The sequence below is a fragment of the Dongia sp. P2_B8 genome (assembly GCF_056404715.1).
The window spans coordinates 563,410-578,133 of the sequence record NZ_JBFUDM010000002.1; the positions used below are offsets into that span (position 1 = coordinate 563,410).

Here is a 14,724-nt window from a genome sequence, read left to right on the forward strand (position 1 = left end):
GATGCAGCCCACGTCTTTCAGCCCCTCAGAATAGCGCCCCTTGTAAATTGTATGATAATATGCTTTCCAAAACAGCCGCTGCCGTGCGATGCATGGAGCGACGACGACGCCTGCAAGTCGCCCGTTCGAGGCGACCATGAGCGCCTATGGGAGAGAGACGTGAGCGGCCCGGTTTTGCTGGCTTTCAACTGGCTGCGTCTAAAACGCTTTTTTCTCACCGGCATGCCATGCTGCGGGTGCGAAGGGGTCGTGAGTTGACGGTGCCTCGGTGCTGACCAGCAGTGTCGGAACCTAATAGAACTGATTGAGATTGAACCAAGGAGTATTGCGCGATGCCATCCAGAGACCACACCACCAGCCAGGGGCCGAGCCAGGCCACCCCGAGCGAAGGTCGCAAGATGCGCTCACGTGCCTGGTTCGACAATCCGGAAAACGCCGACATGACGGCGCTCTATCTCGAGCGCTATCTCAATTACGGCTTCACCCGCGAGGAACTGCAGTCCAACAAGCCGATCATCGGCATCGCCCAGACCGGCTCCGATCTTTCGCCCTGCAACCGCCATCACATCGTCTTGGCCGAACGCCTGCGCGACGGTATCCGCACAGCTGGCGGCATTGCCATCGAATTCCCCGTCCACCCGATCCAGGAAACCGGCAAGCGCCCGACGGCGTCGCTCGATCGTAACCTTGCCTATCTCGGGCTCGTCGAAGTGCTCTATGGCTATCCGCTCGACGGCGTCATCCTGACCATCGGCTGCGACAAGACCACGCCGGCCTGCCTCATGGCGGCGGCCACTGTCAACCTGCCGGCGATCGCCTTCTCGGTCGGCCCGATGCTCAATGGCTGGCACAAGGGCGAACGCACTGGCTCCGGCACCATCGTCTGGAAAGCGCGGCAATTGCTGGCGGCGGGCGAGATCGACTATCAGGGCTTCGTCGAATTGGTGGCGTCCTCCGCCCCCTCGACCGGCTATTGCAATACCATGGGGACGGCCACGACGATGAACTCGCTGGCCGAGGCCCTGGGCATGCAGCTACCAGGCTCCGCCGCCATTCCCGCCCCCTATCGCGAACGCCAGCAGATGGCCTATGAAACCGGCCGCCGCATCGTCGACATGGTGCGCGAGGACATGAAGCCCTCCGACATTCTCACGAAAAAGGCCTTCCGCAACGCCATTCGGGTGAATTCCGCCATCGGCGGCTCGACCAACGCCCCCATTCACATCAACGCCATCGCCAAGCATATCGGCGTCGAACTCACCGTGCAGGAATGGGAGGATCTCGGTCGAGACATTCCGCTGCTGGTCAACATGCAGCCGGCCGGCGAGTATCTCGGCGAAGATTATCATCATGCCGGTGGTGTCCCGGCCGTGGTCAACCAGCTGATGGGCCAGGGCCTGATCGACGAAGACGCGCTCACCGTCAACGGCAAGACCATCGGTGAGAATTGCCGCAACGCCACCATCGAAGACGATAAAGTCATCAAGACCTTCGCCAACCCGGTGTTGAACACGGCGGGCTTCGCGGTGTTGAAGGGCAACATCTTCAACAGCGCCATCATGAAGATCAGCGTGATTTCGGAAGAGTTCCGTAAGCGCTATCTGTCGAACCCCAAGGATCTCGACGCCTTCGAGGCCAAGGCCATCGTGTTCGACGGGCCGGAGGATTATCACCACCGCATCGACGATCCGGCACTGAAGATCGATGCCGATACCGTGCTGGTCATTCGCGGTGTTGGCCCGATCGGCTATCCCGGTGCGGCGGAAGTGGTCAACATGCGTCCGCCGGCCTATCTCATCAAACAGGGCATTTCCTCACTGCCATGCATCGGCGACGGGCGCCAGTCCGGCACATCGGGTTCGCCTTCCATCCTCAACGCAGCGCCGGAAGCGGCGGCGGGCGGCGGCTTGGCGATTCTCAAGAGCGGCGACCGCATTCGCGTCGACCTCAAGACCGGCACTGTCAACATGCTGGTGGACGAGGCGGAGCTGAAAGCGCGGCGCGACGCGCTGGCGAAGGCCGGTGGTTACAAATTCCCGGAACACCAGACGCCATGGCAGGAAATCCAGCGCGGCATCGTCGATCAGCTCGATGAAGGCATGGTGCTGAAGCCCGCCGTCAAATACCAGCGCATCGCCCAGTCGAAGGGCCTGCCGCGCGACAATCACTGAGGCGGCGCCAGAATGATATCGTCATCCCCGGGTCAAGCCAGGGGATGACGAGGCGAGTAGCCTCGCCTTAAATCCGGCTGAAGCGATACTGCGTGACTTGGTGATAGGTTTCACCCGGCCGCAGCGTCGCGTCGGGGAAATCTGCGTGGTTGGGTGAGTCCGGGAAGATCTGCGGCTCCAGGCATATGCCGGCATGGCGGCCATAGGAAAGTCCGTTCAATCCAGGGAGCGTCGGCGCCAGGCCCGCACTGTCATAGAGCTGCACACCCGGTTCGGTCGAATGGATTTCCAGCCGCGTGCGACTTTCCGGCCCGTCGAGCCGCGCCATCAGGCGCGGGATGGCCGTACGGGCGCGATCGACGACGAAATTATGATCATAGGTGACGCTGGTGCCACCGACCGGTCTTGCCGCACGGAAATCAAACGGTGTGTCGGCGACGGGGGCGATCTCGCCGGTGGGAATCAGTGTTTCATCGACCGGCAGATAACGCGTCGCTGGAATCTGCAGACGGTGCGCGAGGATATTGGGCGTGCCGTCGAGATTGAAATAGCTGTGGGTCGCAAGATTGATGACGGTCGGTGCGTCGGTGGTGGCCGTGAGATCGATCTCCAGCACCCCATCGCCGCTGATATGGTAGCGGCAACGGACATTCATGGTCCCGGGATAGCCTTCTTCGCCTGCCGGCGAGACCAGCTCCAAGGTTACGTGATCCGTGCCGTGATCGGCTATCTGCCAAACGCGATGACTAAAGCCCGTCCGGCCACCATGCAGATGCGTGCGGTCCTTTTCGTTCCGGGTCAGCTGATGCTCCCGCCCATCCAAGGTGAACCTGCCACCAGCGATGCGGTTGGCATAACGGCCGGCGACGCAGCCAAAATAGGGTGACGGGCCGAGATAGGGATCGATTGTCTTGAAACCGAGTACGCGGCCCTTCGGACCTTGTCCCGCATCAAAATCAAGCGTGCGGATGATGCAGCCGCGGGTCAGAATGCCGAGTGACAATCCGCCACCGGCGAGCCGGATTTCGCGGACTGCGGTTCCGTCGGAAAGCGCCCCAAATGCGGTGATGCTCATCAGTGGGCATTCCGGAAGGCGTCGGCCAGTGCCTTGGCACGTGCTGCCATCTCAGAGATCGTCATGCCCGGCTTGTAGACCGAGGTGCCGATGCCAAAGCCATTGGCGCCGGCCTTCAGATAGGCGGCAATATTGTCGGGCGCGACGCCCCCAACCGGCAACAACAGGGTTTCGGGCGGCAGAACGGCGCGCCAGGCCTTGACGGCCGGTGGTGGCAGCAGCTCGCCTGGGAACATCTTCAACGCATCGGCGCCGGCGTCGAGGGCTGCGAAGGCCTCGGTCGGTGTCGCGACACCGGGTGCCGTGATCATGCCCTTGGCCGAGGCCGCGCGGATGACGTCCGGGTTGCAGTTGGGCGCCACCATCAATTTGGCCCCCGAGGCGGCGATCGCCCCCACCTGATCGACGGTGAGCACTGTGCCAGCACCGATTAGCAAGCGGTCGCCCAAATGGTCTTTGGCGCGCTTCACCATGCGGCGCAGGGTTTCCAGCGCGTCGGGAGAATTCAACGGCACCTCGACCACGCGCCAGCCGGCGGCGTCCAATGTATCGACAGCGCCTTCGGCATCTACCGGCGTGATGCCGCGCAGAATGGCGATGAGCGGCAAATCGCGCAGCCAGGGGCGCAGGTCGGTCATGGAAAGCTCTCCTGCCGCATCAGGCGGCGGTTTTGGCAACGAGCCCGGCCTCGCGGGCGATATTGAACAGGGCCGGCGGCAGGATGTCATCACTCTCCAGCCGGTCAAGCGTGATCTTGAAGTAGGCGGCCGCCCTTGCATAGGTCTCCAGCAGCTTCGCTGAGCCTATCGCGGTGACATGGCGGGCCGGGGTCCAGCGCAGGGCGTCGCGCATCTCGGTGCCGACCACCAGGCCTGAGAGGTAGCTCGGTGCCGTGGCCGGCTGCAGTTTCGAAAACAGCGAGAGGCTGCGCACGCCGAACAGCAGATGGGTGATGCTGGGCGCATCCGCGGCCCCCGCACGTGCCACGCCGCGGTCGAAGGCGTCGGCGTCGAATGTCTCCGGCGCATCCTTCGGCGGCATGACCTGAGCGAGGCTGCCCCCATTGCGCAGATGACCGAACAGCTCGCCGGTCATATAGGTGCGGAAGTCGATGAGGATGCCGTTCTCAAGCACAGCCCATTTGGCGTGGGTGCCGGGCAGCAGGAAGACACCGTCGCGCTGCCGCCTGACGAGCAATGCCCCCAGCATCTGGCATTCCTCGCCGCGCATCACATCGGCGCTGTCGTCGCTGACGCGGGCAACACCGGGTACGATGCGGGTCGCAATGCCGTCGAAATCCTCAATCATGGTAAGGCGCGTGCCGAGCTGTGTCAGATCGACCGGGGTCTCGAGATAGGCCGCTTCCTTCCAGCCAAGACGGCTACCGATCATGCCGGCCATGATCACCGGCGGACGCCCAGCCAGCCAATCGCCGGCAAAGCGGCGCAAAGAGCCGGCAAAGTCGCGGTCCGTGATCGCAATCAAGCCCTGATCATCGCTGCGTGCAGCGATCACTCCGCCATCATGGTCCAGCACCCAGGCGCGCCGATTGCTGGTGCCCCAATCCACCGCGATGCAGGCGATACGTCCGGGTGCTCCGTCCTGCATCGTGTTCTGGGGCATGGCGTCAGAGCGTGCCAACGCCGCCCAGCAGGAAATCGTCATTGGCCTTGGCACCGAGCGGGTTGCGCAAGGCGGCGCCGAAGGCCGGGGCCTCGATCTCGAACACGTCGCCAGGCTGAGTCTGGATGCCGTCGCCGACACTCAAGGTCGCTGTGCCGAAGAAATGGATGTGGAGATCGCCCGGCCGGCGGAACTGGCGGTATTTGAAATGATGATATTCGAGGTTGCTGAGCGTATGCGACATGTTGCGCTCGCCGCTGACGAAGGCCTTCTTCCACAGCAGGCTGCCATTGCGCCAGATACGGCTTTCGCCCTCGACGCTCTCCGGCAAATCGCCCACCAGCAGCTCGGGTCCGATGGCGCAGGCGCGCAGCTTCGAATGGGCGAGGTAGAGATAGTTCTGCCGTTCCATCACATGGTCGGAATATTCATTGCCGATCGCATAGCCAAGTCGCCAGGGCTGGCCGTCGGGGGCGACCAGATAGATGCCGGCCACTTCCGGCTCTTCGCCGCCGTCAAGCGCAAAGGCGGGCAGATCAAGTGCCGCACCGGGGCGCACTACGGACGAGCCATCGCCTTTGTAGAACCATTCCGGCTGCACGCCGGGTTGGCTGTCTTTCGGCTTGCCGCCCTCAAGACCCATTTTGAACATCTTCATGGAATCGGTCAGCGTTTCGATATCGCCGGCGACTTTCTGGTGCATCTTGTCGCGTGTGTCGGCGGATCCGAGATGAGTGAGGCCGGTGCCGGTGACAAGGCAATGCGCCGGATCCGGATGATCGATCGGCGTCAGCACGCTGTCACTGGCCAACAAGGCAGCGTAATCCAGCGCTTCGCCATCGCCGCGGGCGGTGATGTCCTTGGCAAGGCTCTTGATATTGCCGACCAGGGCCGATTGCGCGATGTCGATGACACTGGCGGCACCCGGCACGGTGATCGCCTTGCCGTTCTCGACGCGCGCAACGCCGCGTTGGCCGTTCTTGGTAAACTGGATAAGACGCATGAACCGGATCCTCAGGATTTCTTTTTGTAATAGACATCGATGCAAACGGCAGCGAGCAAAACCAGGCCTTTGATCACCTGCTGCAGATCGATGCCGATGCCGAGGATCGACATGCCGTTGTTCATGACGCCCATGATGAAGGCACCGATGACGGCGCCGATCACCTTGCCGACGCCGCCCGAAGCCGAGGCGCCGCCGATAAACACCGCGGCGATGACGTCGAGTTCGAAGCCAAGGCCGGCCTTCGGCGTCGCCGTATTGAGGCGGGCGGCGAAGATGAGGCCGGCGAGACCGGCGAGCAGACCCATATTCATAAAGGTGTAAAACGTCAGCCGCTCGGTCCGGATACCGGAAAGACGCGCCGCTTTCTCATTTCCGCCCAGCGCATAGATGCGCCGGCCGATGGTCGTGCTGGAGGTGATGAAGGCGTAAAGCGTGATCAGCGCGAACATGACGATGAGCACGTTCGGCAGGCCGCGATAGCTGGCCAACAGATAGGAGAACAGGATGAAGCCAGCGGCGATCAGCAGATTGCGGCCGATGAAGAAGGGGAACGGCTCTTCCGCCGTGCTGTGCTTCTGCTGGTTCTGCCGGTCCTTGAAATTGAAGTAGATGACCAATGCCGTCACCACCAGGCCGATCAACAACGAGACAGTCTGCAGCGTGACGGTCGCAGCACCAACGGTGAAGATGATGGCGGGTAGCGGGTTGGCCAAAAAGCCTGAGCTCAGCATCTGGAAGTCTTGCGGGAACGGCCCTACCGACTGGCCATGCAAAATGTAGAGTGCCAGACCCTTGAAGACCAGCATGCCAGCCAGGGTCACGATGAAGGCCGGTATCTTGAAATAGGCGATGAAATAGCCTTGCCCGGCGCCAATGGCGGCACCCAAGGCGAGGCAGATGATCGTCGCTGGGATAAAATGGATATGGTACTGCACCATCATCACCGCAGCGACGGCGCCTACGAAACCCACCACCGATCCTACCGAGAGATCGATATGGCCGGCGACGATGATCAGCAGCATGCCCAGCGCCATGATGACGATGTAGCTGTTCTGCAGAATAAGATTGGTGAGGTTGAGTGGCTTGAACAGCGTGCCGCCGGTCATGATCTGGAAGAACACCATGATCACGATCAAGGACAGCAGCATGCCGTATTCACGGATGTTGCTCTTGATGAAACGCGAGACGCTGCTGTGGCTGCCGTGGTCTTCGATGGCTGCGGTCTGTTGTGTCATCTCAATCTTCCCATGACTTCATAATTGCACGCATGATCTTTTCCTGTGACGCTTCCTTGGCCGGCATCTCGCCGACGAAGCGGCCTTCATTCATGACGTAGATCCGGTCGGAGATGCCGAGTAGTTCCGGCATCTCCGAGGAGATGACGATGACGCCTTTGCCGGATTCCGCCAAGGCGTTGATGATCGTGTAGATTTCATATTTGGCGCCGACATCGATGCCCCGCGTCGGTTCGTCGAGAATGAGGATCTCTGGCCCGGTGAACAGCCATTTGCTGAGCACGACTTTCTGCTGATTGCCGCCAGAGAGGTTGACCGTCTGCTGGAACACGCTGGAACAGCGGATATTGAGATCCTTGCGAAACTTGCTGGCAACCGCCAGCTCGCGCCCATCGTCGATCACGGAATTCTTGGAAACGCCCGGCAGATTGGCCAGCGTCACATTGTGTTTGATGTCGTCGATCAGAACCAGGCCGTAATTCTTGCGGTCCTCGGTGACATAGGCGATGCCGTTGGCCATCGCTTTCTGGATCGTGCTGACGTCGACGGATTTGCCGTGCATCAGCACTTCGCCGCTGATGTTCTGGCCATAAGAGCGGCCAAAGATGCTCATGGCAAGCTCGGTGCGCCCGGCACCCATCAGGCCGGCAATGCCGACCACTTCGCCGCGGCGGACATGAAGATCGACACCGCGGATCTTTTCCTTGTCCGCATGAATGGCATCGAAGACATGCCAGTTCTTCACCTCGAAGATCGGCTCGCCGACATTGGGTGTCCGCTTCGGGTAACGGTCGGTCAGTTCTCGGCCGACCATGTTCTGGATGATCCGGTCTTCGCTGATCTGCTCCTTCTGGCAATCGAGCGTATCGACCGTGGCCCCGTCGCGCAGGATCGTGATCGAATCCGCAACCTTCAGGATCTCGTTGAGCTTATGTGAAATGAGGATCGAGGAAATACCCTGAGCACGGAATTCCTTGAGGAGCGCCAGGAGTGCGTCGCTGTCGCTTTCGTTGAGGCTGGCGGTCGGCTCATCGAGGATCAGCAGTTTTACTTCCTTCGAGAGCGCCTTGGCAATTTCCACCAGCTGCTGCTTGCCAACACCGAGATTGGTGATGAGCGCGCTGGGCGATTCCTTGAGGCCGACCTTAGCCAGCAGCGCCTTGGTGCGCGCGAAGGATTCGGCCCAATTGATGACGCCGTTCTTGGCCGGCTCATTGCCGAGGAAGATGTTCTCGGCGATCGAGAGCAACGGGACCAGGGCCAGTTCCTGGTGAATGATGATGATGCCGAGCTTTTCGCTGTCGGAAATGTCGCGGAAGCGGCGCTCTTCGCCTTTATAGTGGATCTCGCCGGTATAGGTGCCGTGCGGATAGACGCCGGAGAGCACCTTCATTAGCGTCGATTTGCCGGCGCCGTTTTCGCCGACGATGGCGTGGATTTCTCCCTCGCGCACCGACAGGTTGACGTTGTCGAGCGCGTTTACCCCTGGAAAGGTCTTGGTAATCCCCCGCATTTCCAGAATGGGCATCGCCAGAATGGTATCCATGACCCGTCCTCGAGCTTGCCCCGGAAAGACCTATAGATTGCAGGAAAGTGGCAATCCGGGGAAATAAAAAAAGCCGGCCCAAAACCGCTGGTCGGCCCCGTTAAACCTGATCTGGTTGAACCTGAAGTGCCAAACCTGAGCCAAAAGCCGAAATATGGAAGGAGCCCCGCGCGGTCAGGCGCGGGGCTCCCCCGAAGTCGGGCCTAATTACTGGGCCACTTGGTCCTTGGTGTAGTAGCCGCTGCCAATCAGGATGTTCTCCCAATTGGTGGCGTCTACCGCAACCGGCTTCAGCAGATAGGCCGGCACGACCTTGACACCGTTGTTGTAGGTCTTGGTGTCGTTGACTTCCGGCTCTTTGCCGCTCGCCATGGCGTCAACCATGTCGGCCGTCACTTTGGCCAGTTCGCGGGTGTCTTTGAAGATGGTCGAATACTGTTCGCCGGCGAGGATCGACTTCACCGAGGGAACTTCCGCATCCTGACCAGAGACATACGGCATCTTCATGTCGCCGCTGCCATAGCCCACACCCTTGAGCGACGACAGGATACCGATGGAAAGACCGTCATAGGGCGACAGGACTGCATCGACACGCTTGTCGGTGTAATAGGCGCTCAAGAGGTTGTCCATGCGGGCCTGGGCCACGGCGCCGTCCCAGCGCAGGGTACCGACCTTGTCCATGCCCAGCTGGCCGCTCTGCACCACCAGCTTGCCGCTGTCGATGTAGGGCTGGAAAACCGACATGGCGCCGTCATAGAAGAAGAAGGCGTTGTTGTCGTCGGGCGAACCGCCGAACAGCTCGATGTTGAACGGACCCTTGCCGTCCTTCAGGCCCAAGGCCGTTTCAATCGTGCCGGCCTGGAGAACGCCGACCTGGAAGTTGTCGAAGGTGGCGTAGTAGTCGACATTGGCGGAATCACGGATCAAACGGTCATAAGCGATGACCTTGATGCCCGCATCGTGGGCCTGCTGCAGCACGGCCGACAGCGTGGTCCCGTCGATCGCGGCGATCACCAGCACCTTGACGCCCTTGGTAACCATGTTCTCGATCTGGGCGAGCTGGTTGGGGATATCGTCATCGGCGTATTGCAGATCGGTGCTGTAGCCCTTTTCGGTGAACACCTTCACCATGTTGTCGCCATCGGCGATCCAGCGGGCGGATGATTTGGTGGGCATGGAAATGCCGATCAGGCCCTTGTCTTCCGCCATCGCTGTCGAAGTGAGGGCAAACAGGCCCAGCACCGCTGCAGCGAAAAATGTCTTGAGTGATTTCACGTTATTCCTCCCACTTGGTTGTTGGTCGAACTCATCGTCTTTTCTGCACGAACACCACCAGTGCGTCCCAGTTGGTGCGTTTCCTCAAGTCTTCCGACCATCATGCGACTGCGGCACCCGAGAACCCGATCTTAGCGCCGGGCCAGGGTACTGCCGCCACACAATACAGTGATCTTCCAGGGAAGGAACGTGCTGACGGCTGGATCGGGTGGCGTGCCGGCCCGGTCGGGGCCTTGCATCTTGCGAACCCCCATCTTGCCGACCCAAGGGGCGCGCCGCCTGCCAGCGTCATCTCGTCTGCTCCTCCCAGAGGATATGTGCATCCGATATCTTTTGGTCCCGATATCTTTTGAGCGATGCGGTAGCATTCTTGAATTTCGGCTTTTATCATACAAAATAATCGACGGCAACGCTCGTTTGTATGATAAATAGCCGGTAGGCCATTGTGGTCGTAATTGTGTCTGTGTATGACAGGTGCGGTAACGGGACGAAATAATTGTCGATGGACTCGCACACGCTGAGAAGGTGCGATCTATAAGGGTTTCTTCGCTGGTCGCAGGAACTCAAAAAATTCTGGGAGAAGGCGGCTAAATTAATGAAACCGAAAAAGGCGCCCGCCGCGCCGCTGCAACCGGTGCGCGGTTCCTTGCACCGCAGCGTGGCGCAGGATATCGGGGCGCGCATCCTCAACGGGGAATTTGCGCCGGGCACATTGCTGCCCAATGAGGCCGAATGGTGCGCCTCCTTCGGGGTCAGCCGGACGGCGGTGCGCGAGGCCATCAAGATGCTGATGGCCAAGGGCCTCATCCTGTCGCGTCCGAAAATCGGGTCGCGCGTGCAGCCGCGGGCCCAATGGAACCTGCTCGACCGTGATGTCCTGGCTTGGTATTGCGCTGCAGCAAATCCCATCCACTTCCTCATTCAGATGCAGCAGGTGCGCGAGATCCTGGAACCCGAGACGGCGGCGCTTGCCGCTGCCCACCGCACCGACGAACAGATGGCGGAAATCGAGGGCGCTTTCGCGGCCATGGCTGAGGCAAAAACCCTCATCGCCTGGAACAATGCCGATGTGCTGTTCCACCAGGCGATCCTGCTCGCCGCCGGCAATGAATTGCTGGTACCACTGGGTCTGGTGATTGAATCGGCGCTCGGCAATATGTTCAACTACACGGCCAGCCATCGCGGTGATATCGGCCGCACATTGCCAGGGCATGAACGTATTCTATTGGCCATCCGCGGGCGCAAGCCCAATGCCGCGCGGCTGGCGGTTCGTCATTTGTTGCGCGACACCGGGCGGGTCGTGGAGCAGGTTACCAATTCCGCCCAGAAACGTGGCCGTGTCGCCAGGGCCTAATCCACGTCTACCCACGACAATCTCTTTCAAGGTGCTTTTATGGATCTTTCGTCATTCGGTCGCTATCCCTCGCTCAAGGACAAGGTGATCTTCGTTACCGGCGGTGGCAGCGGCATCGGCGCCGCGATCGTCGAATCCTTCGTCGATCAGGGAGCCAAGGTCGCCTTCGTCGACGTCAATGTGGAAAGCAGCAACAAGCTGATCGATAATTTGCAGGCGCAATACGGTCGCAAGCCGCTGTTCATCAAATGTGATCTCACCGATACCAATGCCCTGCGGCAGACGGTCAAGGATATTGCGGCACAGCTCGGCGATATCGACGTGCTGGTCAATAACGCCGCGCACGACCAGCGCCACAAATGGGAGGACGTTACGCCGGAATACTGGGACGAACGTACCGCCATCAACATCAAGCAATACTTCTTCTGCATGCAGGCGGTGCTGCCGGGTATGATCAAGAAGAAGGCTGGTTCCATCATCAATACCGGCTCGATGAGCTGGAAGGCCAAACAAGGCGGCATGCCGGCCTACACCACATCGAAGGCGGCAACCCACGGTCTGACGCGCGGCATGGCGCGGGATGTCGGCAAGGACAATATTCGCGTCAATACGGTGGTGCCCGGCTGGGTCATGACTGAGCGGCAGCTGAGCCTGTGGGTCGATGCCGAAAGCGAGAAGGAGATTGAGCGTCAGCAAGTTCTGGCCGGCCGCGTCATGCCGGTGGATCTCGCGCGCATGGTGCTGTTCCTCGCCTCCGACGATTCCAAGATGTGCTCGGCGCAAGAGTTCACCGTCGATGGCGGCTGGGTCTGATCAGCCTGCTGGATAGTTGATCGCAATCACTTCCAGGGATTCCGGGCCGGTCGGCGTACGCAGGATGACTGTGTCGCCGACCCCCGCCTTCAACAGCGCGCGGGCGATGGGCGAGATCCAGCTGACATGGTTCTTTTCGCTGTCGATCTCGTCGATGCCGACGATCGTGACAGTGACCTCGCTGTCATCTTCGCCATCCTTGTCAATCCGGGCGTAGGTAACAGTGGCGCCAAAATAGACGCGGTCGCGCCTGGTCTGTTGCGTGGGATCGACCGCTTCTGCGGCGGCGATGCGCTTGTCCAGAAACCGGAGGCGCCGGTCGATTTCTCTGAGGCGCCGCTTGCCATAGATGTAGTCGCCATTCTCCGACCGGTCGCCATTGCCGGCGGCCCATTCGACCACGCGCACCACTTCCGGCCGGTCGACGCGCCAGAGCTGGCGCCGCTCCGCCTGCAGGCGTGCGAGGCCAGCAGGGGTGATGTAATTCTTGGCGCCGGCCGGGACCGCCTGTTGCTCGTCTTCATCCGCATCATCGGCACTGAAGACCAGATCGTTTGCATTCATCGCAAAGTTCCATTATCACGCGCAAAACGAGCGATTTTCGCCCAATATTTCGTGATTATGTTGCAATTTGGCGCCATTGGCCCCATATAACTCTCACTAAACTAGATTTCGGCTCGCTCCGATTACCGCTCTCACGAGAGCTTTACCCGGTTTCATCCGTTCTCCCGTTCAGGACCGCCGTGCGCTTCGCCCGGCGGCAATGTTTCTTTCTAAAGGTATTCTATGTCCATCGGAAAAGTTAAGTGGTTCAACGCCCAAAAGGGCTTCGGTTTCATCCAGCCGGAAGACGGCAGCAACGATGTGTTTGTGCACATTTCTGCGGTCGAGCGCGCTGGCATCGGTTCGTTGAACGAGGGCCAGAGCCTCAGCTTCGACGTCGAACAGGATCGCGGCAAGAGCTCTGCCTGCAATCTGAAGCTGGCCTAAAGGGTAACGCAGGGCGGCTGATGCCGCCCTGTTAACTCTGTCTACCCTCGTGCTGAACTGATCAAGGATTGCAATGATGCTGAAACCGGTCTCGAAGCAAGCCGAAGAATCGCAGCGCAAAGCCAAAGAACTGTTCGACAAGAACCGTCAGCGCGAGCTTGATTTGATCAAGGAACGCGCCAAGGCCGACGCCGTCGTTGCCGAAAAAACCTCCCGCCTCAAGGCCTTGCGCCTCGCCAAGGAAGCTGCCGAACGTGCCGAGCTCGCCGCAGCCCCGCCGGTCAAGAAGGCCCGCGCCCGGGCGAAAGTGGCAGACTAGCCTGCCTGCGTCCTCCGGTCCAACCGGTCCGACTGCCTCTCTTCAGGCCGACCTCTTCTCTCAAGACGATTTGTTGCCATAAGCGCGCCGCCCGACAGGCTGCAGCCATATCCGGTGCATGCCTCGAAGTTCTTCGCACCGCTCACTTTCTCAGCCGCCGCGCTCTGGGAATACCTAATAGGTGTATGCCCTAAAAATAGGCGGTGACAGATCGCGCGCCAGAGCCCGATGCAGTCAAAGATATAGGAATTATATACTATACTCTGCGCTTAGTTTCCTGCTGGGGCGTGTGGCGAGCCCTCATAAAAGCAATAAAAACTTACACTATGTCGCGTTGATTAACCCCGTCGACCCGCCTCTATTTCCCTCTAAATAATTAACAGCACTGTGATTATTCCCTGTTTTGAGGAAAATAGTAAAAAGCTCACACTATTTGATCAAAAACCAAGAAAAACTTGCCGAGACTCCATTCTAAGTTGGCCCCACTATCCGGCAGCATTTGGGTGAGAGCGTGCAATCCTGACAAGCCCGCAATAGGCGCAAATACGGCACGCAACAGATTTGGCCGATACCGGCCGTCTGGTCATTCTTGGGGGAGCGTTCCATGGCCACCGACACCACCAACGTCCAGTCTGAGACCGCCAACGCCGGCTCCGTCGTCCATGAGGGCGACGTCGAGCAGGTAAATGTGACGCAGTCGGGCAATGCCCCCACACCGATCCAGGTGCCGCAGGGCGCCAATGTGGTCCGGGTCCAGGTAACACCTGGTGAAACCGTCGAATTGCCATTCCCGACCGATGGCCTGGTGGCCCGTCTTGGCGACAATGGCAACCTCGCGGTGAAGGTCGGTGACGTGACCGTCATCCTCCTCGGCTATGCCGAAGCAACCGGTCAGGGCGAAATCACCATTATCGGCAATGACGCGAGGCCCGTCGACGTGGCCGCAGTCCTTGCTTCGACCGATCCCAATCTCGACATCCAGACGGCAGCCGGTCCCGGCGCCGGTGATCAGGGGGCGGGTGTCGACAATAATGGCGGCGTGTTCAGCCCGTTTGATCCCAATGCCGGCATCGGTGGCTTGAACGCCGTCGGCGGCCTCCAGGCGACCAACCTCAATTATGTCGAAATCCTGCGCGAATTCCCCGAGCTGATCGAGAATGACGAGATCGACACCTCGCCGGTGGTCATCAGCATCACGAAGCCGAACGCGGTTAACGAGGACGATCTGACGGGTGGCCGTGGCAATGACCAGGCGGCCAAGGAGATCGAGGATTTCCCGTCGCATGTGCTTGATGGGCTGAACGATGTGCCCGGTAT

The 14,724-nt window shown here is 60.1% G+C and carries 14 protein-coding genes; 6 read left to right on the forward strand and 8 right to left on the reverse strand.

Going from position 1 to position 14,724, the window contains the following annotated elements:
• Positions 1 to 332: 332 nt before the first annotated feature.
• Positions 333 to 2,171 (forward strand): IlvD/Edd family dehydratase, encoded by a 1,839-nt coding sequence (locus tag AC1DWZ_RS07525; protein ID WP_477168255.1) that lies wholly within the window; start codon positions 333 to 335, stop codon positions 2,169 to 2,171.
• Positions 2,172 to 2,238: 67 nt separating this feature from the next.
• On the opposite strand, the gene AC1DWZ_RS07530 is transcribed toward AC1DWZ_RS07525, so the two are convergent.
• The 7 genes from AC1DWZ_RS07530 to chvE all read right to left on the reverse strand — a co-directional run bounded on the left by AC1DWZ_RS07530 (position 2,239) and on the right by chvE (position 9,931).
• Positions 2,239 to 3,246 (reverse strand): aldose epimerase family protein, encoded by a 1,008-nt coding sequence (locus AC1DWZ_RS07530; protein WP_477168256.1) that lies wholly within the window; start codon positions 3,244 to 3,246, stop codon positions 2,239 to 2,241.
• A complete protein-coding gene (locus AC1DWZ_RS07535; protein WP_477168257.1) occupies positions 3,246 to 3,884 on the reverse strand; it encodes a 2-dehydro-3-deoxy-6-phosphogalactonate aldolase in 639 nt (212 codons plus the stop codon). The genes AC1DWZ_RS07530 and AC1DWZ_RS07535 overlap by 1 nt, the downstream gene beginning before the upstream one ends.
• A 19-nt stretch (positions 3,885 to 3,903) precedes the next feature.
• On the reverse strand, positions 3,904 to 4,869 hold the full coding sequence (locus AC1DWZ_RS07540; RefSeq protein ID WP_477168258.1) for a 2-dehydro-3-deoxygalactonokinase: 966 nt from the start codon (positions 4,867 to 4,869) through the stop codon (positions 3,904 to 3,906).
• Positions 4,870 to 4,873: 4 nt separating this feature from the next.
• A complete protein-coding gene (gene araD1 / locus AC1DWZ_RS07545) occupies positions 4,874 to 5,872 on the reverse strand; it encodes an AraD1 family protein (RefSeq protein WP_477168259.1) in 999 nt (332 codons plus the stop codon).
• Positions 5,873 to 5,883: 11 nt separating this feature from the next.
• The gene (gene mmsB, locus AC1DWZ_RS07550) at positions 5,884 to 7,110 is read right to left on the reverse strand and encodes a multiple monosaccharide ABC transporter permease (RefSeq protein ID WP_477168260.1); all 1,227 of its coding nucleotides are present in this window, start codon (positions 7,108 to 7,110) and stop codon (positions 5,884 to 5,886) included.
• A gap of 1 nt (position 7,111) precedes the next feature.
• Positions 7,112 to 8,656, reverse strand: a complete 1,545-nt coding sequence (gene mmsA, locus AC1DWZ_RS07555) for a multiple monosaccharide ABC transporter ATP-binding protein (protein WP_477168261.1) — start codon at positions 8,654 to 8,656, stop codon at positions 7,112 to 7,114.
• Positions 8,657 to 8,863: 207 nt separating this feature from the next.
• The gene (chvE, locus tag AC1DWZ_RS07560; RefSeq protein WP_477168262.1) at positions 8,864 to 9,931 is read right to left on the reverse strand and encodes a multiple monosaccharide ABC transporter substrate-binding protein; all 1,068 of its coding nucleotides are present in this window, start codon (positions 9,929 to 9,931) and stop codon (positions 8,864 to 8,866) included.
• A gap of 595 nt (positions 9,932 to 10,526) precedes the next feature.
• Here chvE and AC1DWZ_RS07565 point away from each other — a divergent pair.
• Both AC1DWZ_RS07565 and AC1DWZ_RS07570 read left to right on the forward strand, forming a co-directional pair.
• Positions 10,527 to 11,285, forward strand: coding sequence for a FadR/GntR family transcriptional regulator (locus AC1DWZ_RS07565; protein WP_477168263.1), 759 nt, complete (start codon positions 10,527 to 10,529; stop codon positions 11,283 to 11,285).
• A gap of 39 nt (positions 11,286 to 11,324) precedes the next feature.
• A complete protein-coding gene (locus AC1DWZ_RS07570; RefSeq protein WP_477168264.1) occupies positions 11,325 to 12,098 on the forward strand; it encodes an SDR family NAD(P)-dependent oxidoreductase in 774 nt (257 codons plus the stop codon).
• Here the strand turns inward: AC1DWZ_RS07570 and greB are convergent, their stop codons facing one another.
• On the reverse strand, positions 12,099 to 12,662 hold the full coding sequence (gene greB / locus AC1DWZ_RS07575; RefSeq protein ID WP_477168265.1) for a transcription elongation factor GreB: 564 nt from the start codon (positions 12,660 to 12,662) through the stop codon (positions 12,099 to 12,101). It lies immediately after the preceding gene.
• Positions 12,663 to 12,884: 222 nt separating this feature from the next.
• Between greB and AC1DWZ_RS07580 the strand changes: the two genes are divergently transcribed.
• The 3 genes from AC1DWZ_RS07580 to AC1DWZ_RS07590 all read left to right on the forward strand — a co-directional run.
• Positions 12,885 to 13,088: a cold-shock protein gene (locus AC1DWZ_RS07580; RefSeq protein WP_298688231.1), complete on the forward strand. Its 204-nt coding sequence runs from the start codon at positions 12,885 to 12,887 to the stop codon at positions 13,086 to 13,088.
• A gap of 73 nt (positions 13,089 to 13,161) precedes the next feature.
• A complete protein-coding gene (locus AC1DWZ_RS07585) occupies positions 13,162 to 13,407 on the forward strand; it encodes a hypothetical protein (protein WP_477168266.1) in 246 nt (81 codons plus the stop codon).
• Between the two features lie 604 nt (positions 13,408 to 14,011).
• On the forward strand, positions 14,012 to 14,724 hold a 713-nt coding region (locus AC1DWZ_RS07590), incomplete at its 3' end, for a hypothetical protein (protein ID WP_477168267.1).

Excerpts from the sequence above, each read along its gene's own strand:
- AC1DWZ_RS07535 (WP_477168257.1), bottom strand. The coding sequence starts at position 3,884 with ATGACCGACCTGCGCCCCTGGCTGCGCGATTTGCCGCTCATCGCCATT.
- AC1DWZ_RS07525 (WP_477168255.1), top strand. The coding sequence starts at position 333 with ATGCCATCCAGAGACCACACCACCAGCCAGGGGCCGAGCCAGGCCACC.
- AC1DWZ_RS07565 (WP_477168263.1), top strand. The coding sequence starts at position 10,527 with ATGAAACCGAAAAAGGCGCCCGCCGCGCCGCTGCAACCGGTGCGCGGT.
- greB (WP_477168265.1), bottom strand. The coding sequence starts at position 12,662 with ATGAATGCAAACGATCTGGTCTTCAGTGCCGATGATGCGGATGAAGAC.
- AC1DWZ_RS07585 (WP_477168266.1), top strand. The coding sequence starts at position 13,162 with ATGATGCTGAAACCGGTCTCGAAGCAAGCCGAAGAATCGCAGCGCAAA.
- araD1 (WP_477168259.1), bottom strand. The coding sequence starts at position 5,872 with ATGCGTCTTATCCAGTTTACCAAGAACGGCCAACGCGGCGTTGCGCGC.
- AC1DWZ_RS07530 (WP_477168256.1), bottom strand. The coding sequence starts at position 3,246 with ATGAGCATCACCGCATTTGGGGCGCTTTCCGACGGAACCGCAGTCCGC.
- AC1DWZ_RS07580 (WP_298688231.1), top strand. The coding sequence starts at position 12,885 with ATGTCCATCGGAAAAGTTAAGTGGTTCAACGCCCAAAAGGGCTTCGGT.
- AC1DWZ_RS07570 (WP_477168264.1), top strand. The coding sequence starts at position 11,325 with ATGGATCTTTCGTCATTCGGTCGCTATCCCTCGCTCAAGGACAAGGTG.
- AC1DWZ_RS07540 (WP_477168258.1), bottom strand. The coding sequence starts at position 4,869 with ATGCCCCAGAACACGATGCAGGACGGAGCACCCGGACGTATCGCCTGC.
- mmsA (WP_477168261.1), bottom strand. The coding sequence starts at position 8,656 with ATGGATACCATTCTGGCGATGCCCATTCTGGAAATGCGGGGGATTACC.
- mmsB (WP_477168260.1), bottom strand. The coding sequence starts at position 7,110 with ATGACACAACAGACCGCAGCCATCGAAGACCACGGCAGCCACAGCAGC.